29 protein-coding genes, 1 tRNA gene and 3 pseudogenes are annotated in these 25,271 nt (G+C 59.5%); 14 read left to right on the top strand and 19 right to left on the bottom strand.

Annotated elements, in window-relative coordinates; translation table 11 throughout:
- Positions 1-4: 4 nt before the first annotated feature.
- The 4 genes from B0G80_RS01915 to B0G80_RS01900 are packed head-to-tail and all read right to left on the bottom strand — an operon-like array spanning position 5 to position 2,555.
- Positions 5-607: a YmfQ family protein gene (locus B0G80_RS01915; protein ID WP_116116783.1), complete on the bottom strand. Its 603-nt coding sequence runs from the start codon at positions 605-607 to the stop codon at positions 5-7.
- On the bottom strand, positions 608-1,768 hold the full coding sequence (locus B0G80_RS01910; protein WP_116116782.1) for a baseplate J/gp47 family protein: 1,161 nt from the start codon (positions 1,766-1,768) through the stop codon (positions 608-610).
- 1 nt (position 1,769) lies between these two features.
- Complete coding sequence (locus B0G80_RS01905) at positions 1,770-2,213, bottom strand: phage GP46 family protein (protein WP_116116781.1); 444 nt, start codon at positions 2,211-2,213, stop codon at positions 1,770-1,772.
- A 57-nt stretch (positions 2,214-2,270) separates the two neighbouring features.
- Complete coding sequence (locus B0G80_RS01900) at positions 2,271-2,555, bottom strand: hypothetical protein (protein ID WP_147309823.1); 285 nt, start codon at positions 2,553-2,555, stop codon at positions 2,271-2,273.
- Between B0G80_RS01900 and B0G80_RS01895 the strand changes: the two genes are divergently transcribed.
- The gene (locus B0G80_RS01895) at positions 2,554-4,095 is read left to right on the top strand and encodes an IS3 family transposase (RefSeq protein ID WP_116116775.1); all 1,542 of its coding nucleotides are present in this window, start codon (positions 2,554-2,556) and stop codon (positions 4,093-4,095) included. The genes B0G80_RS01900 and B0G80_RS01895 overlap by 2 nt on opposite strands.
- Before the next feature lie 72 nt (positions 4,096-4,167).
- On the opposite strand, the pseudogene B0G80_RS01890 reads toward B0G80_RS01895, so the two are convergent.
- Positions 4,168-4,674: pseudogene (locus B0G80_RS01890) on the bottom strand (ATP-binding protein); the annotation flags it as partial.
- Positions 4,563-4,820, bottom strand: a complete 258-nt coding sequence (locus tag B0G80_RS01885; RefSeq protein WP_116116779.1) for a hypothetical protein — start codon at positions 4,818-4,820, stop codon at positions 4,563-4,565. The gene B0G80_RS01885 and the pseudogene B0G80_RS01890, both read right to left, overlap by 112 nt.
- Before the next feature lie 148 nt (positions 4,821-4,968).
- Here B0G80_RS01885 and B0G80_RS45635 point away from each other — a divergent pair, with 148 nt between their 5' ends.
- Positions 4,969-5,136: a hypothetical protein gene (locus B0G80_RS45635; protein ID WP_181919892.1), complete on the top strand. Its 168-nt coding sequence runs from the start codon at positions 4,969-4,971 to the stop codon at positions 5,134-5,136.
- Positions 5,117-7,177 carry a recombinase family protein gene (locus B0G80_RS01880; RefSeq protein WP_116116778.1) on the top strand — a complete coding sequence of 687 codons (2,061 nt, stop codon included), beginning with the start codon at positions 5,117-5,119 and terminating at the stop codon, positions 7,175-7,177. Before B0G80_RS45635 ends, B0G80_RS01880 begins: the two co-directional genes overlap by 20 nt.
- A gap of 28 nt (positions 7,178-7,205) precedes the next feature.
- On the opposite strand, the pseudogene B0G80_RS01875 reads toward B0G80_RS01880, so the two are convergent.
- From B0G80_RS01875 to B0G80_RS01855, 5 genes and pseudogenes are all read right to left on the bottom strand, one after another.
- Positions 7,206-7,526: pseudogene (locus B0G80_RS01875) on the bottom strand (ATP-binding protein); the annotation flags it as partial.
- A pseudogene (gene istA / locus B0G80_RS01870) lies at positions 7,516-8,763 on the bottom strand (IS21 family transposase); the annotation flags it as partial. The pseudogenes B0G80_RS01875 and istA (B0G80_RS01870), both read right to left, overlap by 11 nt.
- A 76-nt stretch (positions 8,764-8,839) precedes the next feature.
- Positions 8,840-9,610: an IS21-like element helper ATPase IstB gene (istB, locus tag B0G80_RS01865; protein WP_116116777.1), complete on the bottom strand. Its 771-nt coding sequence runs from the start codon at positions 9,608-9,610 to the stop codon at positions 8,840-8,842.
- A complete protein-coding gene (gene istA / locus B0G80_RS01860) occupies positions 9,607-11,241 on the bottom strand; it encodes an IS21 family transposase (protein WP_116116776.1) in 1,635 nt (544 codons plus the stop codon). The genes istB and istA (B0G80_RS01860) overlap by 4 nt, the downstream gene beginning before the upstream one ends.
- Before the next feature lie 395 nt (positions 11,242-11,636).
- Positions 11,637-13,178, bottom strand: a complete 1,542-nt coding sequence (locus tag B0G80_RS01855) for an IS3 family transposase (RefSeq protein WP_116116775.1) — start codon at positions 13,176-13,178, stop codon at positions 11,637-11,639.
- 81 nt (positions 13,179-13,259) lie between these two features.
- On the opposite strand from B0G80_RS01855, the gene B0G80_RS01850 reads away from it, so the two are divergent.
- The 9 genes from B0G80_RS01850 (at position 13,260) to B0G80_RS01810 (ending at position 19,427) form a co-directional block, all read left to right on the top strand.
- A complete protein-coding gene (locus B0G80_RS01850; RefSeq protein ID WP_116116774.1) occupies positions 13,260-14,222 on the top strand; it encodes a phosphoadenosine phosphosulfate reductase family protein in 963 nt (320 codons plus the stop codon).
- Positions 14,219-14,974, top strand: a complete 756-nt coding sequence (locus tag B0G80_RS01845) for a hypothetical protein (protein ID WP_116116773.1) — start codon at positions 14,219-14,221, stop codon at positions 14,972-14,974. The genes B0G80_RS01850 and B0G80_RS01845 overlap by 4 nt, the downstream gene beginning before the upstream one ends.
- Positions 14,962-15,213, top strand: coding sequence for a helix-turn-helix domain-containing protein (locus tag B0G80_RS01840; RefSeq protein WP_181919891.1), 252 nt, complete (start codon positions 14,962-14,964; stop codon positions 15,211-15,213). Before B0G80_RS01845 ends, B0G80_RS01840 begins: the two co-directional genes overlap by 13 nt.
- 12 nt (positions 15,214-15,225) lie before the next feature.
- Complete coding sequence (locus B0G80_RS01835; protein WP_147309822.1) at positions 15,226-16,023, top strand: hypothetical protein; 798 nt, start codon at positions 15,226-15,228, stop codon at positions 16,021-16,023.
- An 86-nt stretch (positions 16,024-16,109) separates the two neighbouring features.
- Positions 16,110-16,631 (top strand): hypothetical protein, encoded by a 522-nt coding sequence (locus B0G80_RS01830; RefSeq protein ID WP_116116770.1) that lies wholly within the window; start codon positions 16,110-16,112, stop codon positions 16,629-16,631.
- On the top strand, positions 16,628-17,062 hold the full coding sequence (locus tag B0G80_RS45145) for a hypothetical protein (RefSeq protein WP_147309821.1): 435 nt from the start codon (positions 16,628-16,630) through the stop codon (positions 17,060-17,062). Before B0G80_RS01830 ends, B0G80_RS45145 begins: the two co-directional genes overlap by 4 nt.
- Positions 17,059-17,577, top strand: a complete 519-nt coding sequence (locus B0G80_RS01820; protein ID WP_116116768.1) for a DUF1643 domain-containing protein — start codon at positions 17,059-17,061, stop codon at positions 17,575-17,577. Before B0G80_RS45145 ends, B0G80_RS01820 begins: the two co-directional genes overlap by 4 nt.
- A 436-nt stretch (positions 17,578-18,013) precedes the next feature.
- Positions 18,014-18,241 carry a DUF4224 domain-containing protein gene (locus B0G80_RS01815; protein ID WP_116116767.1) on the top strand — a complete coding sequence of 76 codons (228 nt, stop codon included), beginning with the start codon at positions 18,014-18,016 and terminating at the stop codon, positions 18,239-18,241.
- Positions 18,210-19,427 (top strand): hypothetical protein, encoded by a 1,218-nt coding sequence (locus tag B0G80_RS01810; RefSeq protein WP_116116766.1) that lies wholly within the window; start codon positions 18,210-18,212, stop codon positions 19,425-19,427. The genes B0G80_RS01815 and B0G80_RS01810 overlap by 32 nt, the downstream gene beginning before the upstream one ends.
- Before the next feature lie 83 nt (positions 19,428-19,510).
- Here the strand turns inward: B0G80_RS01810 and B0G80_RS01805 are convergent.
- From B0G80_RS01805 to B0G80_RS01795, 3 genes are all read right to left on the bottom strand, one after another.
- A tRNA-His gene (locus B0G80_RS01805) sits at positions 19,511-19,586 on the bottom strand.
- An 88-nt stretch (positions 19,587-19,674) separates the two neighbouring features.
- Complete coding sequence (gene dusA, locus B0G80_RS01800) at positions 19,675-20,676, bottom strand: tRNA dihydrouridine(20/20a) synthase DusA (protein WP_106283602.1); 1,002 nt, start codon at positions 20,674-20,676, stop codon at positions 19,675-19,677.
- Between the two features lie 121 nt (positions 20,677-20,797).
- Positions 20,798-21,043: a hypothetical protein gene (locus tag B0G80_RS01795; RefSeq protein WP_106283603.1), complete on the bottom strand. Its 246-nt coding sequence runs from the start codon at positions 21,041-21,043 to the stop codon at positions 20,798-20,800.
- Between the two features lie 627 nt (positions 21,044-21,670).
- Here B0G80_RS01795 and B0G80_RS01785 point away from each other — a divergent pair.
- Positions 21,671-21,937 (top strand): hypothetical protein, encoded by a 267-nt coding sequence (locus B0G80_RS01785; RefSeq protein WP_106283605.1) that lies wholly within the window; start codon positions 21,671-21,673, stop codon positions 21,935-21,937.
- Positions 21,938-22,080: 143 nt separating this feature from the next.
- On the opposite strand, the gene B0G80_RS01780 is transcribed toward B0G80_RS01785, so the two are convergent.
- Both B0G80_RS01780 and B0G80_RS01775 read right to left on the bottom strand, forming a co-directional pair.
- Entirely contained in the window at positions 22,081-22,353 is a 273-nt protein-coding gene (locus B0G80_RS01780) for a DUF6566 family protein (protein ID WP_116116764.1), read from the bottom strand.
- 113 nt (positions 22,354-22,466) lie between these two features.
- Complete coding sequence (locus B0G80_RS01775; RefSeq protein ID WP_041758893.1) at positions 22,467-22,664, bottom strand: hypothetical protein; 198 nt, start codon at positions 22,662-22,664, stop codon at positions 22,467-22,469.
- A gap of 152 nt (positions 22,665-22,816) precedes the next feature.
- Here B0G80_RS01775 and B0G80_RS01770 point away from each other — a divergent pair, with 152 nt between their 5' ends.
- The gene (locus B0G80_RS01770) at positions 22,817-23,110 is read left to right on the top strand and encodes a hypothetical protein (RefSeq protein WP_116116763.1); all 294 of its coding nucleotides are present in this window, start codon (positions 22,817-22,819) and stop codon (positions 23,108-23,110) included.
- Positions 23,111-23,133: 23 nt separating this feature from the next.
- Here the strand turns inward: B0G80_RS01770 and B0G80_RS01765 are convergent, their stop codons facing one another.
- From B0G80_RS01765 to ssuC, 3 genes are read right to left on the bottom strand one after another with little or no spacing between them, the layout of a single operon-like run.
- Positions 23,134-23,349 (bottom strand): molybdopterin-binding protein, encoded by a 216-nt coding sequence (locus B0G80_RS01765; protein WP_116116762.1) that lies wholly within the window; start codon positions 23,347-23,349, stop codon positions 23,134-23,136.
- A gap of 48 nt (positions 23,350-23,397) precedes the next feature.
- Positions 23,398-24,399: an ATP-binding cassette domain-containing protein gene (locus B0G80_RS01760; protein ID WP_116116761.1), complete on the bottom strand. Its 1,002-nt coding sequence runs from the start codon at positions 24,397-24,399 to the stop codon at positions 23,398-23,400.
- The gene (gene ssuC / locus B0G80_RS01755; RefSeq protein WP_116116760.1) at positions 24,396-25,238 is read right to left on the bottom strand and encodes an aliphatic sulfonate ABC transporter permease SsuC; all 843 of its coding nucleotides are present in this window, start codon (positions 25,236-25,238) and stop codon (positions 24,396-24,398) included. Before ssuC ends, B0G80_RS01760 begins: the two co-directional genes overlap by 4 nt.
- Between the last annotated feature and the right edge of the window lie 33 nt (positions 25,239-25,271).

Raw genomic sequence — 25,271 nt, 5'->3', positions numbered from 1 at the left:
CCTCTTAGGAGTAGGCAAAAATTAAAATCGTGTGCGCCGGAATCACTTCATTCAGCTCACACTGCAGGACTGTGTTGCCCCAACTCGCGAGCGGATCGCCAGCGCGCGCCGAGCCCACGCGCGACTGCGTAATCGTGTTGAGTGGTGCATTGATCTGCCAGACGAAGGACCATTGCGGCCCTAGCCGGAAGACTGGTTGTCCGACCCGGCTCTGCCCTACGCGCGCCGACACGTATTCAGTGACCGTCACGGTGTAGCCAAGCAACGCCGCGTAATGGATGAAGTACGGAACTGACTGGCCGCCCGATCCGGCGAACCGCGCTACCACTTGCGCCTGTCGCTGGGCAATCGTCGGAGCCGGTCCAGCGCATGGATCTGGAAGGCCCAACGCCGACTCCCATTCAGGCAACAATTCGACCGCCGTGGCGGGGAATGCATCGATCAGCAGGTTGTTGTTTCTGGCCGTGTGCGTAGCCCATGTGGGCGAAAGTCCGGACACTACCTGACCCATCACCGACGTTGGGTCGCGCGGCCACGCAAGCCCCCGCGGCATGAGGGCCTGAATCGCCTTCATGAAATCAGATGCCTGATAGTTCGGAGCAGCCATTTAGGGAAGCCATGTAATCGTTCCGAGCACTGGCAGCTGGCCAGTGGTCCCAACGATGTTTGCGGTTGGCGACGTAATGACGAAGCCCTGTGTGCCCGAGATCGCGGCGATCGCCGATTCGATATACGAAAGATCGATCACACCGTTCTGGCCCGCAACCGTACTGAGCGGCGAGCCGTACAGCACAAAAATTCCAGAGACGGCCGCCGAAATTGCGGACTTCATTGCCGTGGTGAAGCTGGCCGTCCCTGTGATCGTGAAATTGACAACCTGCTGGGTGGGCGCAACTGAGTACACAAGCGCTGTCGCCGGCCGCAGCGGATAAATCCAGTTCGCCACGGTGAGCAAATCGAGGGTTGCCGTCGGCGTGCTGCGCGTCTCAAGCGTTGCTACGCCACTGACGCCCTGAGGGAAGCCGTTGTTAGCTGACTCGGTGACATCGAACATCGTATACACGACGACGGTGCCCGCGCCGAAGCCGTTCGGGTTGCACCATGCTCGCGTCACGCCATTCACCTGCAACGCCCACGTGACGTAATCGCCTTGCGCCCCACCTTGCGGTGTGTTCTGGTACGCCTGCAGCATCCGCGCACGCAGACTGTCGTCCTGCTCGACGTCGGCGCCGCCAGTGAATGCGGCCGTTACTGAGCCGGTCGAGCTGATCCCGGCAATCGCGGTACCGAGCGTCATGACCGTGCCGATAGCGCAGTTTCCGAACGCGCCCGTCAGGCCAGACGGATCAGCATTGGCAACGGCATTCACGGTCACGTTGCTGCCGGACCAGACGCCTGCGGATGTCGTCGTGTAGCCGACTCCGTCTCCGCGCACGATCGGCGTACCGACCGGCAAAGGCGTCCCATTCGTGCCAACGAACGTGACCTGTCCGGGCACGACTGCGCCGGCTTGCGTCGCCGGCTCTTTAAACACGTTCTTAAGCGCTGCCCATGCCGCTAGAAATTCTTCCTCCGCCGTGAACGGATTCGACTGTTTCGACACCCAGTCCGTATATCCGTACTGGAGCTGGGCGAGCCCGGCGAGAGCCGTTCCGAGAACGTTCAGGCTGGAGAAACGAAGCAGCGGATCCGATCCTGGAAGACCGGACTGAATGTCAGCGGCGACCTGCGCGCGCAATTGCGTGAGTGTTGGTCGTGCGTACGGCATATCAGTGAATTCCTTCCCAAGCCCACGTGTAGCGGCCTGTCGTCAATAAAGTGCCGTCGGGTTTGTAAGCGGTGATCTGCGCACCGAGAACGCTGATGCGCACCCACTGCGCGCTGATGTCGAAGCGTCCGACAACTCCGTCATCGATTAACCACTGCAGAGACTCGGCGAGATAGTCGTAGGCCCTCTGAAGCGTTTCTTTGGTCTGCTTAGCGCGCCGCAGCAGCCAGATTCGCGAGCCAATCGGGACCGCGTCATCGGCCCACCAGCCGCGCGGATCGCCCGATCCATCGGGAATAACATCGCCGGGTTGCGCCATGCGGTCGGAAAAGATGCTGATGATGATTGCGGTCTGAAGATCGTCGCCCGTCGTCAGCAGCGAGCCCGACATGCTCCAGTCGCCGCGGCTGTTGGCTGTGTCCCATGAGATCGTTGCGTCGGCCATTTCGCTCGGGCGTAAAAAAGCCCGCGCGCGGCGGGCTGACTTGTTGAGCGCTGAGCGCTATTCGGGCTGCGTTGGCGGGTTCGAACTGATCGTGCTGCCACCGGTCTGAATGCTCACGATCGGGTGCGTGTGGCCGTTGTAAATGGACCGCATCTGCGCCATCGCGTGGGCATTCGTCGCCGTGTTGTCCTGCATGTCGCCAGTCGATTGCACACTCGGCGTCGTGAACTTTGAGCCGCCCGGCGCCACGACGTTAAATTTGCCGCCGCAGTGTTGATTTCCACTGGAAACTGACCCACTGGAGCTGCGGACGAAAACTTGGACTACCTGGAGGTAGTTCATGTACTCGTACGAAGACCGCATGCGAGCGGTCCGGCTTTATTTGAAGTTGGGTAAGCGCGTCGGGGCGACCATCCGACAGCTGGGTTATCCGACCAAGAATTCTCTGAAATCGTGGCATCTCGAATACGAGCGATGTCATGATTTGCGGACCGGCTATGTTCGTTCCAGGCCGGTATATTCGGCCGAACGGAAGAAGGTGGCCGTCGATCATTACTTAGGCCAGGGCCGTTGTGCTGCTGCAACCTTGAGGGCGTTGGGATATCCCAGTCGCGGGACGCTCGCCGCCTGGATCGAAGAACTGCATCCCGAAATCGGAAAACGCATTGTCGGCAGAGCAACTGGCAGCATTCCGAAATCGCCGGCGGTGAAGCAGGCGGCAGTCATCGAACTGTGCACCAGAGAGGAAAGCGCGCGCCTGCTTGCGCAGAAAGCAGGCGTGAGCAGGCCGACGCTTTACAATTGGAAGAACCAGCTACTCGGTCGTGAAGCCCCAGCATCCATGAAACGCCAGAAGAAGCCAGCGCCTGACAGTGAGCGTGCGAAACTGGAACAGCAGGTCGAATCGCTTCGACGCGACGTCCGGCAACTGCAGCTCGAGCACGACATCCTGAAGAAGGCGAACGAACTGATAAAAAAAGGAATGGGCATCGTCCCGCAACTCCTGAGCAACCGGGAGAAGACGATGCTGGTTGATGTCCTGAAAAACACCTACACGTTGTCAGAGCTTTTAGCCGTATTGGGGCTAGCTCGCAGTTCCTACTTCTATCATCGTGCGCGTCTGCTCGTGGCCGACAAGTATGCTGGCGCTCGCCGAGTCATCGCAGACATCTTTGAAGTCAATCACCGGTGTTATGGCTATCGCCGGATACGCGCTGCACTGGGCAGGCAGAAGGTCGTTATCTCGGAGAAAGTGGTGCGACGTTTGATGAGGCAGGATGGGCTGACCGCTGCCACAGCAAGACGACGTCGCTACCGCTCCTACGGCGGAGAAATAAGCCCTGCGCCGGAGAACATCATCAATCGTGACTTCCGCGCAGGAGCCCCGAACGAGAAGTGGCTCACCGACATTACCGAATTCCAGATCCCGGCCGGCAAGGTGTATCTGTCTCCGTTGATCGACTGCTTCGATGGACTGGTGGTGAGCTGGACAATCGGCACGCGGCCGGATGCCGAACTTGTAAATACCATGCTTGATGAGGGCATCAAGACGGTAGCCAACAGTAATAAACGGCCTGTGGTCCACTCTGATCGCGGGGCGCACTATCGCTGGCCTGGATGGCTCGCACGCATACGTGATGCCAAACTAGTTCGCTCGATGTCACGCAAAGGATGCTCACCCGATAACGCGGCCTGCGAAGGCTTCTTCGGGCGGCTCAAAACGGAGTGGTTCCATTCCCGTGATTGGCGGACTACGACCGTCGAGCAATTCATTGAGGTACTTGACTCCTACATACGCTGGTATAACGCGAAGCGGATCAAGGTCTCGCTAGGCGCTCTCAGCCCGCTCGAATACCGGGAGAGCCTGGGAATCGCAGCATAAACCAGTCCAAGTATTTAGCCGCACCCCCACTGTTTTCATCTAAAATTGACCCACCCCTGAAGCGCCAAAGCGCTACTCTTGTGCGTCGATTTCTGTCTTTTCTGCGGGTTTAGGTGAGGCTTTACGGGCGATGGCTCGTTTCGCCGGTTGCCCTGCGCTGCTGTTGCGGAAGCGCTACGAGTTGTTTCCTGTTTCTACAATATGGCAATGATGCGTTAAGCGGTCTAGGAGGGCTGTTGTCATCTTTGCATCACCGAATACGTTCGACCACTCCGTCAAGCTCAGGTTGGTCGTCAGAACGATGCTGGTGCGCTCGTAAAGCTTGTTGAACAGATGGAACAGCATTGCGCCTCCTGTCTGAGTAAAGGGCAAGTAGCCCAACTCATCAAGAATTACAGCATCCACATACATCAGTCGATTGGCGAGTTGTCCCGGTTTGCCCGCTGCCTTTTCAGCTTCTAGCAAGTTCACCAGTTCGACAGTAGAGTAGAACCGGACCCGCTTGCCGTACTGCTGAATTGCTTCGATACCAATAGCAGTTGCGAGATGCGTTTTGCCGGTGCCCGGCGAACCTGCAACACACTGCCCATCATCATTGCGACGATGTCGTTGTCCGCTATCCGTTTCACCCGCGCTTCGGCGAGCGCGTTAATGTCATTGGAATGAATCGCTATCGAGGCGAGTCGTACCTGATCATCATGCAACCCGATGGCACTCGCGCTCATCTTCCGCCGTGGATGACCGGCGAAGCAGCAACTCGCATGTCTATCGTTGTGCAGCCGGAATTACCGCACGGGGCGTTGATCGAACTTCAACGCCTGGTCAGCGCCGCTTTATCTTCTTCAGTGTTGTCAACGCACAGGGGATACGGTGATGCGCAAACAGGTGATGGTGCAGCACGATCTGTTCGAGGGGAGCAGCGAGGAAGGACCTCTGCCCGCAGAGGTGTTAGCGGACGTAGTGGCGCAGTTGACACTGTTGATGCAGTCGGTGATCGATGCAATCGAGATGGAGGTGCGCGATGAACAAGATCCGCGCTGAGCATCTCTCGCGCCTCGCCTATGTCTACGTTCGTCAGTCGACGCTGGACCAGGTGCAGCATAATCGTGAGAGCCAGTTACGTCAGTATGGACTCGCCGATCGTGCCCGCGTGCTCGGCTGGCCTGAGGTGACGGTCATCGATGACGACCTGGGCCGCTCGGGCTCGGGTATCCATCGGCCCGGCTTCGAGCGCTTGCTGGCCGCCCTTTGTAGCGGCGCGGTGGGCGCAGTATTCTGTATCGAAGCGTCCCGGCTCGCGCGCAACGGGCGTGACTGGCACACGTTGCTCGAATTCTGTCGGCTCGTCGGAACGATCCTGGTGGATGAAGATGGTGTATATGATCCGCGCGAGCCTAACGACCGCCTGCTGCTGGGCATGAAGGGCACGTTATCCGAGATGGAACTCTCGACGTTTCGTCAACGCTCCCAAGCCGCGCTGGATCAGAAGGCCAAGCGCGGGGAGTTGTTCATGACCGCACCGATTGGCTACATGCGTGTTCCGAACAACCGCATCGAGAAGGATCCGGATCTACGTATTCGTGAAGCGCTCGATCTGGTGTTTCGGAAGTTTCGCGAGTTTGGTAGTGTGAGGCAGGTTTTAATCTGGTTTCGACAGGAGCGCATTGAGCTACCGGCGGCAAGCTATGGCCCGGAGGGCCGTTATATTGTCTGGAAACTACCGGTCTATAACACCCTGTGGCATGTCCTGACGAATCCCACCTACGGCGGGGCATACGCATTCGGCAAGACCAAGACGATTGTGCGCATTGAGAGCGGTCGCAAGCGGCTGTACAGCGGCACCCACGTCAATCGCGAAGAATGGCAGGTCTTGATCGTCGAACACCACGCGGGATACATTAGCTGGGACGAGTACGAGAGCAATCGCAAATTGATCACCGACAACGCCAACATGAAGGGCAACATGGTTCGGGGTGCGGTCAAACGCGGCGGTTTGCTGTTGGCCGGTCTCATCCGCTGCGGCCATTGCGGTCGCAAACTGCACGTCGCGTATTCAGGCACCAAGGGCGACATCGGCCGCTATAGCTGTCAGGGCAGCATGATCAATCATGGCGGCCCACGCTGCATCTCGTTCGGTGCGGTGCGCGTAGACCAACGCGTCGCTGAGGAAGTTCTACACCGACTTGAACCATTGGGCATTCGCGCATCGCTGGACGCCATTGAGCGCAAGCGCCTGAGTGAGGATGAGCGAGTCCGGCACAAGGAACTGGCGCTCGAACAGGCACGTTATGAAGCTGCTCGGGCGCGTCGGCAGTACGATGCGATCGATCCCGATAACCGGCTGGTAGCCTCCGAGCTTGAGCGTCGGTGGAACGACGCGTTGGCAACACAAGCGCAGCGGCAGTGCGAACTGGATGCGCTGCGCGAGCAGCCTGCAGACTCACTCAGCGCCACCGCGCGCGACGAGCTCATGAGATTAGGAACTGACCTGCCCAGGTTGTGGAATCACCCTGCCAGTGCCATCGAGATCAAGAAACGTATCTTGCGCACCGTGCTCAAAGAGATTGTCGTCACCAAGCAGGACCACACCATCCGGGCGCTCCTACACTGGCAAGGGGGCGATCACACCGAGCTCGAATTTGAAACGAACCGGACCGGTCAACATCGCTGGGCCACTGACGTCGAAACGATCGACATCGTTCGAGCCTTGGCGAGAACGCTTGCAGACCAAGGCATCGCTGCTGTCGTTAATCGTTTAGGCAAACGCACGGCGAAAGGGCTTTCATGGACAGCGGCGCGAATTTGTATCTTGCGCAAAGACCATGCGATAGCCGCTTATCGCGAGGGAGAGCGGCAAGAGCGCAATGAGCTGAATGTGACGGAAGTCGCGGCGCTATTAGGCATCAGTACACCGACCGTCTTCCGGCTGATCCGCATCAAGCGATTGCCTGCCACGCAGGCGTGTCTTGGCGCACCGTGGATTTTACGGCGCGTCGATGTCGAAACGTTTATCACAGCAAGAAGTGCCATCGAGGGTCCGCAATCAGCTGACCCGAATCAACTATCCATTGATCTTCAATAACATAGGGAGGTGAGCATTATGTCTCGTGTCCGGGGCCGCCGATAAAGACGATGTTTTGAGCAGACTCGCTGAACTTGAGTGTGTGAAGCTCCCGAACCAGGTTCTCATCGACGCTGGCTTCCGCAAACTCGAAGCCAGCCAAGTCCCGATGCGCGGGGAAGCGTGCCGCAGTCATTTGATACGCAATGGACCGGACCGCTCGCTCCGCCGTCTCAGCCTTCAGAAGCTGGCGCATGAAGTCCTCCGGGTCAAACTCGTTGTGACGCGCCTGAGCCAGCAATTCAGGCCAGGTTTGCGCCATGCCGTGCAGCTTCAGCGCTTTCAATTGTGTGGCGGTTTCAATCGACATGACCTTTCTCCTCTGGCGGCAAGTAACGAAGTTGCTCATAGCGGTGAACGTCTGCGAGCGGCTCGACCTTCAGTCGCAATGCGGTCTGAACGACTTCTCCGCCAGACGACTGAGTAGTGCTTTTTAGACGCGCGAGAATGTTCAGCACATGGTCGCCGCTTGGGCGGCCTGATTCCAACGCTAATTCCACAGCAACCAAGACTGCTTCGAGGCCATGAACCGGCGTCGCCGACAGCACCTGCACCATCACGCGGTCCCCACCTTCCTGCCGAAGCAGGTGACGCTGTAGTCTTTGCATGGGTTCCGGCATCGTCAGGAACGGTGCGCCGTTACGCAGTGCACCCGGTTTCATCGCGACCAATGCGACGTAGTGCTGCCAGTCGTAGAAGGTCTGGTAACGGTCGAAGCTGCGTGGGTGGCGTGCAACTTCCTCGCCGTCTGCGACGACGCTCAGGTAGGTTGGATAGATGCGCAGACTCACCACCTGATTAGCGTGCTTCGTGGGCACGCTGTAGCGGTTGCGCTGGAAGTGAATCAGGCTGGTAGAGGAAACACGAACGGGCTGCTCGATGTAGCCATCGAACGGTTTCGGATTGGCCATGAGTTGCGGCCGTTCCTCTTGCAGCACGTCGGCGACAGTCAGCTCCGGCCATTGGGGATGACGCAGCTCCTGCCAGGCCGCTTTGCAGCGTTCGCCAAGCCAGATGTTCAGAACGTCGAGTGACTCCCAGCGCTGACGAATTGCTTCATGCCAGATTTGCCGTCGCCGGTCCTGGACGTTCTTTTCGACGATGCCTTTCTCCCAACCGGCAGCTCGATTACAGAACTCCGGCTCGAACAGGTAGTGGCCGCACATCGTGTGGAAACGCGCATTGATTGCCCGCTCCTTGCCCGGGCCCACCTTGTCGACGGCGGTCTTCATGTTGTCGTATATGCCTCGACGCGGAACGCCACCCAACGCTTGGAACGAACGTGCGTGCGCGTCGAACAACATCTCGTGACTCTGCGTGTAATAGGCAACAAGCCAGAAGGCGCGGCTGGCGGCCAACTTCAAGTGCGCGACCTCAAGCCGCTTGCGCAAGCCCCCGACGAAGACGTATTCGCAGCTCCAGTCAAACTGGAATGCTTCGCCATATTCAAACGCCATCGGGACAAACGCACCGCGCGGAGATTGTTCCTTTGCCTCGCTCCAGGCCCGAATGAAAGCGCAGATACGCCCATAGCTGCCGTCGTAACCCCCGGATGGTCACTTCAAACTCCCCCACTTGTGGTCGCGCAAACTCCTCCACCCGGCAGCAGGACAAGATTGTTTTTTAGCTCGCTTTGGTTTTGCGCGCAAGAGTTTCAGCAGCCTCCTTCAGCCGGTAACTTCGGCCGTCGAATTCAAGCGAGTGACAGTGGTGCATGAGTCGGTCGAGAATGGTGCTGCTCATGGTGTTATCGCCGAGGTAGGCGCCCCAGTCCTGAACGACGCGGTTGGACGTGACCATGGTGCTGCGGCGTAGTTTGTATCGTTGATGGACGAGGGTCTGCAGCAGCGCACCAGCGGCATCTGGAATCGATCGCGACAGGAACAGGTCGTCCAGAACTAGCAGATCGCAGTCGAGAATGGTGCGCAGGCGTTTCTCCTGCTGCTCGGGCTCGCTGAGATTGAAGCGGGCGAAGAAGTCGTCGGTTTCGAGATACTGTACTTTGTAGCCTTGCATCACCGCCTGATTCGCGACGGCCTTCGCGATGTGCGATTTGCCAGTGCCGGGTTTGCCGATGAGAAGTGCGTTCTCGCCAGCAGAAACGAACTTCAGCGTTCGCAACTCCAGACAGGCCTGCCGAGGGAGTTTTGGATTGAATGTCCAGTCAAACTCGGCGAACGTGAGCTTCTCGTCGAGGCCCGACTGTTTATGCCGACGATCGATCAGCCGGGACTGACGACGATCCAGTTCGTCCTGCAGAATGATCGAGAAGGTTTCGATGAACGGTTGATTTGCCGCCTGTGCCTGCAGTATGCGGGTCTCCAGCGTGTCGCGCACGCCGGACAGGTGGAGCTGTTTGAGCGAACGCTCGATTTCTGGCATCGACATGGTCATTCGTTGGTCTCTCCGTTGTTCAACGACAATGGGTTGAGTTGCTGTCGTGCGCCGAGGCTGAACAGCTCACCGTATTCGGCAGCTGGACGGATTAGCGCGTGATTCTGGGTAAGAGGCAAAGCGACCTGGGGCGCCTGATCAAGCTGTTCCAGTGCCTGCTCGAACAGTCGCTCGACCAGCTTGCGAACCTGTTTGTAGGATTGGAGGCGGTACTGCAGTGCCTGGCTGCAGGCTTGCTCAACGATGCGGGCCGGGTATCTCTTTGCCAGACCGACGATGCCCCACATGCCCCGCTGGCCAACGCGTCCCTGGGCTTCAAACATTCGCTGGCAAAGTGCCTTCGTTTGCGGACCGATGTCGCCTGCGGCTGAGAGCAGGAAGGCGGTTTGCCGGGACGGATTGAACGGACGCTCGTCCTCGGGCAGTAGCAATTGACCGGGCTCCGTGAAACGCGGGTGGATGCGTAACAGCGCTTGTGTCTGTCGATCCCGAACTTCAATGGTTGAATCGAAGACGCGCACCAGCACCGTGCTGCCGATTGCGGCGGGACGGGCTGCGTACCAGCTATGGTCGATCCGGACGGTCGTATCGTCGGAGACAGTGCGAACGACCTGCTTGAAGTAACGGAATGCAGTCAGCGGCAATGCTCGGAGGTGCGGCTTCTCCTCCTCGAACATCGACTCGACCTGGCGGCGAGCGCGCCCATGCAGGCGCTTTGACGCCCAGTTCGCCTCCCAGCGCACAAGGAACGCGTTCTGCTCTTCGATAGAATCGAAACTCCGGCCGCGCAGCGCGGTGCCTTGCGTATGCTGGATCGCGTTCTCAACCGTACCCTTCCGGTTCGGATCGCGGACGCGTGCAGGATCGGCGATCACGCCATAGTGATCGAGCATCGCAGCGTAAAGATGATTGATCTCCGGCTCGTACAGGTCCGGTGTGATAACCCCTTCCTTGAGGTTATCGAGGACGACGTAATGAACACAACCACCGAAATAGCGGAACGCTTCTTCGTGCAGTCGCGCCCACACCTCCTGCCCGGATTTCCAGACAACCCGCCGGAAACTGTGGCGCGAATAACGCAACGTCATCACAAATAGCCGCGGTCGCCGATAACGTCCAGTCTTTGGATCGCGGGTCGGAGCGCCCTCGCCATAGTCGACCTGGGCCTCCTCGCCGGGCAGGAAATCGAGCCGGTCGAATTGCTCGGGATCGACGTGTCGCAGCGCGCGCACGAACCGTTTGACGCTCTCGTAACTCGCAGCGAACGAAAACTCGTCGACCAGATCCTGGTAAATTGCCTGAGCGTTTCGCTGCAGGCGGACCTGCTCTTCGATCCATTGCCGGTGAGGCTCGCACAACGAGCGGGCAAAATCGAAGTTATGTGTCCCGGCCGGTGCGACCTCAAAAGCCGGTGGTCGCGGGGGTGGAGGAGTTTGATCTGGTGGCCTCGAGCCGATGGTCACCGCAGTGGGGGAATTTGCGGACGCGCTTGCGCGTGCAGCGAAGATCGCCATGTAACGGCGGATCGTCTTGCGGTCGATTCCAGTGATCCGATGAATCTCGCGCTGGCTCTTGTTGAGTTCCAGCAACGTGAACACCGTACTTTGCTGATGCGGCTTCAAGACGTTCAACTCCCACCTCCCGGGCTGGCCAAGGAGGTAAAAATAACGTCCGGCTACGCGGTGCGATCGGCGACGTCGGTCTGCTCAGATCGGACCGCAAGGTGGGGGAGTTTGAAGTGACCACGCCCGGAGGAATTTGGGTGACCGCCCGGGCCACCAAAGTGGCAGCAGGGCTCTCTCAGAGATTGGTTACTAGACGCGCATGCTCTCCACGACGAAGCTTTTAAGCGCAATGAAAGGACGTCAATACGGGCTCGACAAGATATCACCGATCAAACCCTGCAACTTGCTCCTCTGACATTGATCGACGGAGCCTGGCTTCAAGGTTTTAGCGAGGTGACCTATGCTGTTGATGGCCACGCAAAACTGACCCACTGGGGGTGCGGCTAAATACTTGGACTGGTTTATGCTGCGATTCCCAGGCTCTCCCGGTATTCGAGCGGGCTGAGAGCGCCTAGCGAGACCTTGATCCGCTTCGCGTTATACCAGCGTATGTAGGAGTCAAGTACCTCAATGAATTGCTCGACGGTCGTAGTCCGCCAATCACGGGAATGGAACCACTCCGTTTTGAGCCGCCCGAAGAAGCCTTCGCAGGCCGCGTTATCGGGTGAGCATCCTTTGCGTGACATCGAGCGAACTAGTTTGGCATCACGTATGCGTGCGAGCCATCCAGGCCAGCGATAGTGCGCCCCGCGATCAGAGTGGACCACAGGCCGTTTATTACTGTTGGCTACCGTCTTGATGCCCTCATCAAGCATGGTATTTACAAGTTCGGCATCCGGCCGCGTGCCGATTGTCCAGCTCACCACCAGTCCATCGAAGCAGTCGATCAACGGAGACAGATACACCTTGCCGGCCGGGATCTGGAATTCGGTAATGTCGGTGAGCCACTTCTCGTTCGGGGCTCCTGCGCGGAAGTCACGATTGATGATGTTCTCCGGCGCAGGGCTTATTTCTCCGCCGTAGGAGCGGTAGCGACGTCGTCTTGCTGTGGCAGCGGTCAGCCCATCCTGCCTCATCAAACGTCGCACCACTTTCTCCGAGATAACGACCTTCTGCCTGCCCAGTGCAGCGCGTATCCGGCGATAGCCATAACACCGGTGATTGACTTCAAAGATGTCTGCGATGACTCGGCGAGCGCCAGCATACTTGTCGGCCACGAGCAGACGCGCACGATGATAGAAGTAGGAACTGCGAGCTAGCCCCAATACGGCTAAAAGCTCTGACAACGTGTAGGTGTTTTTCAGGACATCAACCAGCATCGTCTTCTCCCGGTTGCTCAGGAGTTGCGGGACGATGCCCATTCCTTTTTTTATCAGTTCGTTCGCCTTCTTCAGGATGTCGTGCTCGAGCTGCAGTTGCCGGACGTCGCGTCGAAGCGATTCGACCTGCTGTTCCAGTTTCGCACGCTCACTGTCAGGCGCTGGCTTCTTCTGGCGTTTCATGGATGCTGGGGCTTCACGACCGAGTAGCTGGTTCTTCCAATTGTAAAGCGTCGGCCTGCTCACGCCTGCTTTCTGCGCAAGCAGGCGCGCGCTTTCCTCTCTGGTGCACAGTTCGATGACTGCCGCCTGCTTCACCGCCGGCGATTTCGGAATGCTGCCAGTTGCTCTGCCGACAATGCGTTTTCCGATTTCGGGATGCAGTTCTTCGATCCAGGCGGCGAGCGTCCCGCGACTGGGATATCCCAACGCCCTCAAGGTTGCAGCAGCACAACGGCCCTGGCCTAAGTAATGATCGACGGCCACCTTCTTCCGTTCGGCCGAATATACCGGCCTGGAACGAACATAGCCGGTCCGCAAATCATGACATCGCTCGTATTCGAGATGCCACGATTTCAGAGAATTCTTGGTCGGATAACCCAGCTGTCGGATGGTCGCCCCGACGCGCTTACCCAACTTCAAATAAAGCCGGACCGCTCGCATGCGGTCTTCGTACGAGTACATGAACTACCTCCAGGTAGTCCAAGTTTTCGTCCGCAGCTCCAGTGGGTCAGTTTTGCGTGGCCATCAACAACGGAGGAAGAAGTGAGCGAACGGCCAGTTATGCACGTGGTGTCGATGTCCGGCGGAAAGGACAGCACTGCAACCGCACTGATGGCGCTGGAGTTGCACGGCCGCGAGAACTGCCGATTTGTGTTTGCTGACACGGGCAATGAGCACCACCTGACATACGAATACATTGACTACCTCCAGAAAACTCTCGCGATCGAGATAGTTCGATTGAAGCGAGACTTTTCGGACGACTGGTGGCATCGCCGCGACTACGTGCGCGACGCGTGGCCCTTGAAAGGTGTGTCAGAGCAAGCGATTCGGCGTGCGCTAGCGGTGTTCGAGCGCGGGCCAACCGGAATCCCTTTCCTAGACCTGTGCATTATCAAAGGCCGGTTCCCGAGTCGGATGGCTCAGTTCTGCACGCATTTTCTCAAGACTGAGCCGCTAACCGAGCATGCACTGTCAATCATCGACGAGACAGGCTCGGCAGTGTGGTCATGGCAGGGCGTACGAATCGAAGAGAGCGAGGCGCGGCGCAGCCGACTGCAAGGAACCGGTGCATGCGTTAAGTCGTTCGAGGTCATCGGTGGCGGTCTCTTCATCAACCGTCCCATCTTGCGCTGGTCAGCCGATTCAGTGTTTGAAGCCCACCGCGCCGGTGGCATCGAACCTAACCCTCTGTATCTCCAGGGCAGGAAACGCGTCGGATGCCTGTGCGTCAATTCCGGCAAAAGCGAAATCAGGCAGTGGAACTTGCGCGACCGAGAGCATCTTGAAATGTTGGCCGATTGGGAGGACATCGTCTCAGATGCTTCAAAGCGCGGTCAGTCGACTTTCTTCCCTGCTCCAGGCGACACCGATACGGCTCGCGAGCGCGGCGGCATTTGGCAGGTGGTCGAATGGTCGAAGACAACCCGCGGGGGCCGTCAATACGATCTGCTTGAATCCACCGACGACGCAAAGGCCTGCTCGTCTGCCTACGGGCTTTGCGAATGAGGTTTTTCACCGGCCTTCACCAGCCGTCTGATGCGCAGCACTTTGATGCCGCGTTCATTAGCAAGAACCGGCTGTTGAAGCGCAAATCGGCGTTCTCGGTCGGTGACTGGATCTTGGATAGCGGCGCATTCACCACGATCCTGACGCATGGCGATTATCCGGAAAGCGTCGAGGTGTACGCGGCGGAAATCAAGCGTTGGTCGAAGAACGGGAATTTGCTGGCGGCAGTTGCGCAGGATTACATGTGCGAGGCCCACATGCTGAAGATCACCGGCAAGACGGTCCTCGAGCATCAGCAGCTCACGATCGAGCGTTACGACGCGCTGATGAAGTGTGACGTCGGTGGCGTCTACATCATGCCGGTGTTGCAAGGCTACGCGCCGTCCAACTATGTGCGCCACATCGAGATGTATGGCGACAGGCTGAAACACGGCGCGTGGGTTGGTGTCGGGTCCGTCTGCAAGCGGAATGGAGATCCGCGCGCAATCGAAGCGGTGCTGATGGCAATCAAGGCTGTACGGCCGGACCTTAGTCTGCACGGCTTTGGCCTGAAGTCCACAGCGCTGTCGTCGTGGATCGTGAAAGACCTGCTGTACACCGCCGATTCGATGGCGTGGAGCTTCGCAGCTCGCAAGCAGGGGCGCAATGCAAACGACTGGCGCGAGGCCAAAGCATGGACCGAGAGAATCAACAGCCGGCCGCCGCCGGCACAGAAAGGGCTATTTACAGCGGAGGAACTATGCGCGATGTGAACGAAACCATCGGCGCTCGCATCCGGCGGTTGCGCAAGGAAAAGAACATGACGCTCTCTTCGGTCGGCGCGCGAATCCGGATGCACACCAGTTACGTCGGCCAGGTTGAAAGAAACGAACATGAGCCCGGCCTGATGATGGCAGCGGAATTGTCGAAGCTGTTTGGCGTGAGCCTTGACTACATCGCCGGCCTCACGGACCGAGAACAAAACCCATACGTAAAGCGGTCATCTGCCTAAAGGCCCCCCGCCATGAAAACCAACCGACCCGAAGCGGAAATGCGCGCGAAGTTTGAAGCGGCGTGGAGCAACGAATATCCGCTTCACGGCACTACGACATTCAAGCGCAGTGGGATCAATCCGGACGCATACGTCAACACACGTGTCCAAGACGGATGGCTCATGTATCGCACTGCCCTCGCCACCATCGCAGACCAGAGCGCGAGTGGGGGTGCGCCTGAAGGCTGGAAGTTGGTGCCGGTCGAGCGCTCATATGATATGCGCGTAAAGGCTCTCATCGCCTTCAATACCACCGAGCAATCAGGCAAGGATCGGGACGACGCTCTTGACGCGGCACACCGCGCCACGCTTGCCGCCGCTCCCGCGCCAGTAGCGCCGACAGACGAGCGGGTAGACCAATGGCAGTCTCGCGTTCGCAATGTTGCCAGCGCCGAGTGGATCAACATCACCGAAGAAGGCGCGGCAACGATCCGCGAAAAGTACTCGGACAGCTATGAACTACGGGCGCTGTACGACCGCGCCGCATCCACGCAAGCCACGGCGACGCTGACGGATGAGCACGCGGAGACTCTTTACCGACTCGCACGCATGACCGACTTTACAGGATGGGTTGCCGAGTTCCGGCAGTCCGCCGCCCCCCTCCCGCGCGCCAGCGAGCCAGTCGAGGGCGAGGCGGTGACGCAAGACGCGGAGCGGTATCGAGCGTTTTTCGACGCCGGCTTGCCGATCTGCTTCTGCGGTGCTGAATATCACGATAAGGCGAGCTTGGACGCTGCCATTGACGCCGCCCGCGCGAAGGACCGCTCATGAGTTCGCGAGCGATTTGCCCGGTTACACGAGACTCGTGCATCGAAGGGTGCTTGCGCGCCGGATGCATTCGACAGAAGGAAGTGACCATGACCCCAAAATCCAGCGCTCAGGGTAGCGAGGAACTGAAGCCGACGAGTGGCTCATCTGCTCTTGAGCTCAGCACGATAGTTGAAGCGTACGCGAAGGCAGTTGGATTCGCTCCAGCCAATATGCCTTACTGGATACACGCCTTCGCCGATAACCTTCTCGCCGCTGCCGGCGCTCAGGCACCCGAGCAACCGTGTTGCCAAGCGTGCGGCGACGGCATCACCGCGCATGATCCGGGTGTCTGTGGCAACTGCTTTGCGATGAAGTATCGCGCCACCGCCCCCACTGCGCAGGGTGGAGCGCAGGACAGGGATGCGGAGCCGCGCCCGCTTGACGAGTATCACGAGGATTACGGAAACGTAGTCTGGTGGTGCTGGGAAGATGGCGAATGGCTTGGCGAGCCAGCGTGGATCGGAACGCCGAATGACAGCGATTGGCCTGACTATCACACGCACTGGACGCCGCATCCGAAGTTTCCGGCCGCCCTGTCTCAACAGCCAGCAAGCGGAGACACAAAATGATCGGCTACCTAATGGAAAAAATCGGGCTGGTGGCCACCATTGCTTCATCTGTTTCGGATCTGGCGGCGGCGGTCATTGGGGCCACGCTCTCGACCTCAAGAAATGGCAGACCGGGCGCTCTGAAGGGTGACTCTGACAATCTTGAGCACCTCGCTGATGGCTTTGCGTTCGCACATGCCAAATTGAAGAAAAGGTTCCAAGCTCACCCATTGGGGCTGACTAGTGGTTCCCTCCGGCCGCTTGATAACAACCGAGACTTCAGTCTTGCCGGCGGGGAGGCGTACGTGAACCAAAAAACCAGCGATGAGTTCTTGCACGCCCATCTCGACCATGGTTTTCCTCCACTTTATTTATCGAGCGATCGTAGCACGAGGTGCGGTCGCTACAACACAGCGTCGTCCGCGCTGCCAGGAAACGGAGGTGGCGAATGAGCACCGTTATCAGCCCGTGCGGCACTTATCGCTATCGTCTAACGCGAGCTGCCGATTCAATGGCGCCGATGAAGTCGACCGCCTTGTTCGTCATGCTCAATCCGAGCACTGCCGACGCGCAGCTCGACGATCCGACCATTCGCCGATGCCGCGGCTTCGCGAAACTGTGGGATTGCAATGGCTTGGCCGTGGCCAACATCTATGCGCTGCGCTCGACGAATCCGGTCGCTCTGTGGTCGCATCCTGACCCGGTCGGTCCCGACAACGACGATTACCTGTGGAAGTTCGCTAGAGAGTGCGGCGATGTTGTGTGCGCATGGGGCTCGAATGCAAAGCCTGACCGGGCCGCTCGCGTCGCCAGCATCCTGAGAGACGCTGGCGCGCGCCTCTGGTGCCTAGGCACGACGAAAGACGGCTCTCCGCGCCACCCGCTTTATGTGCGCGCCGATCAACCGCTGATCGAATGGAGTCCCACAGCTATCGCGGCGTCCGCAGAGAATGGAGATAAGGCATGAACGGCAGCAAACGCTCGCTCTGCGGGGCTACCGGGGTCGCCCCAGCACCGAGGCAAGTACCGCCTCCCTCGATGCACGATCAAGAGGCCTGCGCTCAGGGACTTGCCGGACAGGAACGCTCGACCCGCAGTCCCACCAAATGCCGGTCGGTAATCCATGGGATGTGTTTTGCTTCATCCAGCAACCGCAAGATGTGCATTGGTAAAGCACGTAGCGTGTTATCGGCGTTTTTGGCGAACCAAAAACACCCGATCCAGAGCACCGGAGTTTTTCGTGTGGGGGGACGGTTGAAGCCCTCCCCATCAACGTCTCGCAGGCACGGCACCGTTCCATTTGGCCCTCCCTCTCGGACACAACCGACCTATTCAATAAGCATAGGTCATCCAGATAGGGGCGAAGCAGAACTCATCATCACGCGCAAACACAGGGGTGTGAATTGAGCGATTATTTATCAGCTCACGAGCTGGCCGATCTGGTCGGCTGCAAACCGAACCAGCGCGCAGCAATGATCCACTGGCTAACCGACAACCACTGGCGATTCGTCGTCGACAAGAACGGCTTGCCGAAGGTCGCGCGCGAGTACCGCGACCGTAAGCTCGGCGTCTCAACAGAAAAACAGTCAACAAAATACGATGCCGGCCCGAACCTCCAAGCCTTCGCGTAACGTTCACGCTGCGACGAACGAATCTACGGGCATCGATCGCCTGTACAAGCGGTACGGCGCGCGCAAAATCTCATTTTGGTACAAGTACCCGGACGGCCGCAGCGAGACGCTGACGTCTGCAAAACTCGGTGACCGCGCCGCCATCGCCACCGCCGAGCGCAGCGCGAAGCGCAAGGCTCTCGACATTCAGGCCGGTCAGATCCTCGCGGGTTCGGTCGCCGATATGATCGACCGTTTCAAAACGGACGTTGCGCCGACACACTTTCGCGACCAGTCGAAAGACGGGCTGGCGGTGCGCGCCGGCGCATACGATCGCCTCACTAAGTTTTTCGGGCGCATGGATCCGAAGAAGCTCGAAACCTTCCACGGTTACCAGTATCTCGACCAACGCGCGAAGGCCGGAGCGCCGATTGGCGCGAACAAAGACATGGCGCTGATGCAAACCATCTGCAACTACGCGGTGCGTTGGGGCGTCATCAAGCAAAATCCGTTCGTTGGGATGATGCAGAACCAGGCGGAGAAGGATGTTCGAACCGTCGAACGCTCACAGGTCGTCCGGTTCTATCTCTGGTCGCTGCGGCAGGATCAGGCCTATCGAACGATGGGCCTCGCCGCGATGTTCTGCTATCTCACCGGCTTCCGCGCCGCCGAGATCCGGCCGTTTCACATGTCCGGGCTCACTGACGCCGGCGTGCGTGTCGTGAATGCGAAGCGCAAAAAGGGCGAGGCCGAAGTTCAGAAGCTGCGCTACTGGTCGACGCGCTTGCGCGTGGTCGTCGAACGCGCGAAACGCGATCGCAAAGTGCAGAGTCTGTTCCTCTTTCCGAACCGACGTGGCCAGCCCTATTCGAAGAGCGGCTGGGGCTCGGTGTGGCAGGACGCGATGTATGCGTACATCGGCGCATTCGAGCCGGCGATCGCAAAAGAGTTTGAAGAGAAGAAGAAGCGCGAGGCAGCGCAACGCATCGCGAAGCGTCGCGACAATCCGATCAGCAACAGCGTCGAGCTACAACTCACGAATCACGCGGCCTACTTTTCGATGCTCGATATACGGCCCGCAGCGATCACTGCGAAGCTCGAAAATCGCGACGACGATGCATACGATTTTGCAGCCCACGCGAACCCTGGAACGACGCATCGACACTACGATCGACGCAAGGCAAAGGCCGCGAAAGCGACAGAGTAGATTCCGAAAACAAAAAAGCCGTTCCGAATTTCACATTCTGGAACGGCTTCGATGCTTCAACTGTTTGAATCTATTGAATTCTTTGGGGTGGCTGATGGGGCTCGAACCCACGACAACAGGAATCACAATCCTGGACTCTACCAACTGAGCTACAGCCACCACTGACATCTGCTTGACTTGCCGTAAAACCTGGCTCGTCGATGAAGAAACGAGATTATACGAACAAGAATCTCGTTTGCCTAGTCCTTTATTCAAAAATTTCGATCGGCTCGCGCAGATGCTGTCTTGCCTCATCGAAGATAGTCAGATCGCGCGCGGCGAGACGCTTGCTATCCGACAACACACGACGCCAGCCACGCGCGCCCGCTTCCCCACGATAGAGCCCAAGCGCATGGCGCGTGATGGCGCCGAGATACGTGCCGCGCGCCATCTCAGCGGCGCAATACTCGATCAACTTCGCTTCGACCTGCTCGCGCGTGAGTGGTGTTTGCGTCGACCCATAGAAGCGTGCATCGACATCGGCTAGCACGTACGGATTGTGATAAGCCTCGCGCCCGAGCATCACACCGTCCACGTGTTGAAGATGCGTCTCGACTTCGTCGAGCGTCTTGATGCCGCCGTTGATGATGATCTCCAGATGCGGAAAATCGCGCTTCAACTGATACGCGTACTCGTATTTGAGCGGCGGAATCTCGCGATTTTCCTTCGGGCTCAAGCCCTTGAGAATCGCGTTGCGCGCGTGAACGATGAACACGTTGCAACCGGCGTCCGCAATCGTGCCGACGAAATCGCGCACGAATCCATACTCTTCCACGGCATCCACGCCGATGCGGTGCTTCACGGTGACCGGCACCGACACCGCATCGCGCATGGCCTTCACGCAATCGGCAACGAGTTGCGGCTCGTTCATCAGGCACGCACCGAATGCGCCGCGCTGCACGCGTTCGGACGGGCAACCGCAGTTCAGATTGATTTCATCGTAGCCCCATTGCTCGCCCAGCTTCGCCGAACGCGCGAGGTCGTCGGGTTCGCTGCCGCCGAGTTGCAAAGCGACCGGCGCTTCTTCGGGCGTGAAGGCGAGATGGCGCGGCACATCGCCGTGCAAGAGCGCGCCGGTCGTCACCATTTCCGTGTAAAGCCACGTATGGCGAGAGATCACGCGATGCAGGGAACGGCAATGACGATCGGTCCAGTCCATCATCGGGGCGACCGATACGCGGCGTGGGCTGGGAGTGTGCGGTGAAGACATGGGGCGGCCAGACGGCTTGATTCAAAACACCGATTTTACCGCAAGGCGCAAATCCGCCGGCGCGGGGGGCGCGATACTCGTCGCCCACGCTTCAGTTGTTTTAACACCAAACCGGCGAGCTTTAACGAGTCGCCCCCGAGACGTTTGTTCCGCCCTCATCCGTTTTAGCCTTCAGCAAGCCGGTATTGAGCATGGCGGAAAGCACGTCCTCGATACGCGCGTCTTCGAGCAGGCGTCGGCCGGCGCGCAGGCGTCGCGCGTTGGTCAAATCGATGGCGCGCTGCAGATCGGAAGTCTCGGCGGCGATATACACAGCCATCCCATAGCCGTATCGATCGGCGAGCCTGGAGTCGAAGAAGTATTTCATGCTCCCGTTTTCGGCAGCCGCGCCGAAAACTTTACAGCGGATTCACGAGAGCACGTGAAACGGCTGCCCCTCGCACGACGGTCAGGCCATCAATGCTGCCCAGCGTTCAACAGCAGCCATACCTGCTGTCGAGGCTCACCGGCAACGACGCGCGCGAACGCCGCTCGACAACGCACGCACGTGTAATGCTCCTCCGCGCGCCCGCCTTTCACCGCCCCGCGACTGTTCAACGTCAGGTTGTCATGCGGGAGATGCGCGGAAGGCAAGCCATAGAGCTCGAAGCAGTCCGCGCACGGCTGAATCCACAGGTCCATCGAGGTGTTCTCCAAGGCGACGAATCCAAACGAAATTCGATCCGCGCCATGCTATCCATGGCGATTAACCCCCACCGCTACCCGGGTCTTTGACGTCCCAAACCGCTTGGCCCGTGGGGTCGAACCACTGCGGACGCTTGCTCCGCCTGCTTCTAGCCGATTATTTCAAATCCAAGAACAGTACTTTCAGATTATCGATACAAATTTTCGATAGTAGGGGTATACACTGCCTTCCATCGACGTTGCAGACACATCTCACTGCCCCCTGCGACGCCTTCCTGAATTGAAGTCGAAACGTTATCGGAGTCACACCATGAAGACCAAGCTCATCGCCGCCCTGCTGGTTGCTGTTTCTGCCTCGATCGCCGCTCCCGCTTTTGCTAGCGGCTACGGCCCGGCGCCGTCGTATCGTCCGTCGGTCGGCGCACCGGCTTCGCAACAAGGCCAGAACGCACAAACCGTGGCGGCTGAACGTGCCAACGCTGAATCGAATGCCTACGGCGGCGTGAACAACGTGTCGTCGCAATCGGGTGCCAAAGAGCCGGTTTCGGGCCCGCAATCGGTTTTCTTCGGCCACTAAGCAGTTGCCGTTGAACCGGCTGCCTCACGAGGGCAACCGGTAAACTGGGCGCCGCGCATGCAGTATGGATGCCGGCGCCCAGTTGCGTTTACATCATTGCAACCGCATCGGGACAGCCGGCTTGATGGGACGCGTGGGCACTTTCACCCAAGTGTGGAAGGCATGTGCGACGCGGCGTCGAGGCCGCCCGCGTCGATCACTTCGCGCGCCGCGCGGAAGCCCGCCTCGGCCGCCGCATGCTCGGTGCACCATAAGGTGTCGATATGCACGAGCCGCCAGTCGACCACCACCGCCTCACCCCGCAACACCCGAAAATGCGCTTTGACGCCCGTCAGCACCTGTTCGACGGCGACCTCGATGTCGTAGTCCTGATAGCGCTCCTGGTAGTCCCCCATGTCGAGACCCTTCGGCTCCATCTTCGCCTCCATAGTGGCGCCGCCAATACGGCGGCCAGACTTGTCCGGCGAGCACGCTCGACGGCTCGCGGATCGATCCGGCCCGAACCTCAGGCCGCCTCTCGCGCTGGCGATTAATCGCAATCGCCCGAAAGATATTGCCGGCCGTTGCAGGTGATTTCGACGTCGCCGCCGCTCGCCTCGGCGACCAGGCCGCCGGCCAGCAATTCGGCTGTCACCGACTGCGCCAGCTTCGGCGCATCCTGTCCGACACCGACGTCGTTCAGACGCCGCAAGGCTTCCACCGCTTCGGGACTCAATGACTTTGACATGGCCGTCTCCGTCTGCATGCTCAATTCATCCTAGCAAGTTTCGGGGACGTATGCAGGGGCGCGTCACGGCACGCGAAATGCGTGGCAAACATGATTCCACCGGCGCGCGGCGGCGCCGAAACCGTAAGGCGATATCGCACGGGAGGACGGATATGAAGAGAAGCAGATGGGCGGTATGGGTAACGGGTGTCGCGCTGGCGACAGGCCTCGGCATAAACGGCACCATGACGCCATTCGCACAGACGGCGAAACCGGCACAAACGCAGCAAAAACCGCCGCAGACAGCGCCGCAAAACGACAACTCGTCGATGGCCAGGCCGCCCGAGGCCGCTTCCGGCTCAGGCGGCTCGAGCAATCCCGACAACATGCCGATCAAGCGCCCGAGCAAGCCGACCAACGACAAAATGACGCACGAGCCGCCGGCCAGCGGCGCGAACGCGAAATAACGCGAGGCTGAATTGCGCGAACCTCAGAGGCGCGCGATCGACACCTCCGTCGACTTGACCAGCGCGATTACCTCCGAGCCGACCGCAAGCTCGAGTTCGTCGATGGAGCGCGTGGTGATCACCGAGGTGACGATACCGAACGGCGTATCCACATCGACTTCGGACACGACCGGTCCGCGGATGATTTCCTTGACCTTGCCTTTGAACTGATTGCGTACGTTGATTGCGGAAATGCCCATATCGAGTGACTCCAGAAAAGCGATTTAGAAACAGTCAGTCAAGCAATGTCAGACGGCCCAACGGACCTCTGTTGGCCGCCTGAGACGGCCTTCGTCACGTGCGTCGTACGCGTGATGGGACAGCGCGTCGTCATTCGGCGCTGTCTTCAGCACGCGTTGCAACACATGTTCTTCGAGCGCGGCGAAACCGGCCGACGCGCGCGCCCGCGGACGCGTGAGCGGCACCGGCTGATCGAGCGCAATGCGCCCTTCTTCGATCAGCAGAATCCGGTCGCCGAGCGCCACGGCTTCATGCACGTCGTGCGTGACCAGCAGCGCGGTGAATCGATGCTCGCGCCAAAGGCGCTCGATCAGCGCGTGCATTTCGATGCGCGTCAACGCATCGAGCGCGCCGAGCGGTTCGTCGAGCAACAACAATTGCGGCCGATGCACGAGCGCCCGCGCCAGCGCCACCCGCTGACGCTGACCGCCGGAAAGCTGCGCGGGCCAATCGTTGGCGCGCTCCAGCAAGCCGACTTCGGCGAGCACGGCACGCGCGTCCTCACGCGCGCCGCGGCCGAGGCCGAGCATCACGTTTTGCAGCACGCTCTTCCAGGGCAGCAGGCGCGCGTCCTGGAACATGATGCGCGTGTCGACCGGGCCGCCGTCTTCGGTGCGCTTTTCGAGCACACCCGAGCTAGTCTTTTCCAGTCCGGCGACGAGGCGCAGCAAGGTCGATTTCCCGCAGCCGCTGCGGCCGACGATCGCCACGAAACTGCCGCGCTCGATCGACAGATTGAAGTCCGACAGCACCTGGCGTTCGCCGTAGCTTTTGCCCACGCCGCGCAACTCCACCGAATAATCCGCGGCACGGCGTGCGCCGTTGCGTGACAGCGCGCCGGCCGATAGTCCCGCATCGACACGCGGTCGATGATGATGCACCGCATCGGCATATTCGAAAGCAGCCGCTTCGTACGCGTCGTGATCGACGTTACGAGCGTGCGCCAACTCGGCTTCGAGATCGCTGCCCGCAATCCCGCCGAACGACGCGGACAAGATCGTGGCGCTCATGATTTCGCTCCTCGTTGATAAGCCGGATGCCAGCGCAGCGAGACGCGTTCGAGGCTTTTCGCCAGCACATCGGCGAGTTTGCCGAGCGCCGCGTAGAGCAGAATGCCGACCACCACCACATCGGTTTGCAGGAATTCGCGGGCATTCATGGTCATGTAGCCGATGCCCGATTGCGCGGAAATGGTCTCGGCGACGATCAGCGTGACCCACATCAGCCCGAACGCGAAACGCACGCCGACCAGGATCGACGGCAACGCGCCCGGCAGCACCACGTGCCGGTACAGCGCGAAACCCTTCACGCCATAACTGCGCGCCATCTCGATCAGATTGGCGTCCACCGAGCGGATGCCGTGAAAGGTGTTCACGTAGATCGGGAAAAACACGCCCAGCGCGACGAGAAACACCTTCGCCTCCTCCTCGATGCCGAACCACAGAATCACCAGCGGAATCATCGCCAGCGCCGGGATGTTGCGGATCATCTGCACGGTCGAGTCGAGCGCGATCTCGGCGGGCTTGAACAAGCCGGTCGCGAGTCCGAGCACGAGGCCGATGCCGCCGCCGATCGCAAAACCCGACACCGCGCGCCACGTGCTGACCTTCACGTCCGCCCACATTTCGCCGGACTGAATCAGCGACCACGCGGCCTTGACGACCGCGAGCGGTTCAGGGAGCACACGCGTCGACAGCACGCCGCTTCTCGCGGCGAATTCCCACGCCAGCAGAATCGCGAGCGGCGCGAGCCACGGCGCGAAATGCGCGCGGATCCGGCGCCACGTGTGCAAAGCCGCGCCGGCCTCGGCGCCTTCGTGCCGCGCGGCGCTCACAGTGGATTCAGCCATGTTTCCCGTTCCTCATTGCTTGTCGACGATCGA

The organism is Paraburkholderia sp. BL6669N2 (genome assembly GCF_003387275.1).
Taxonomy (GTDB): Bacteria; Pseudomonadota; Gammaproteobacteria; order Burkholderiales; family Burkholderiaceae; genus Paraburkholderia.
The sequence above is the reverse complement of the archived record's forward strand: the minus strand, read 5'-3'. Positions and strand labels throughout refer to the sequence as shown.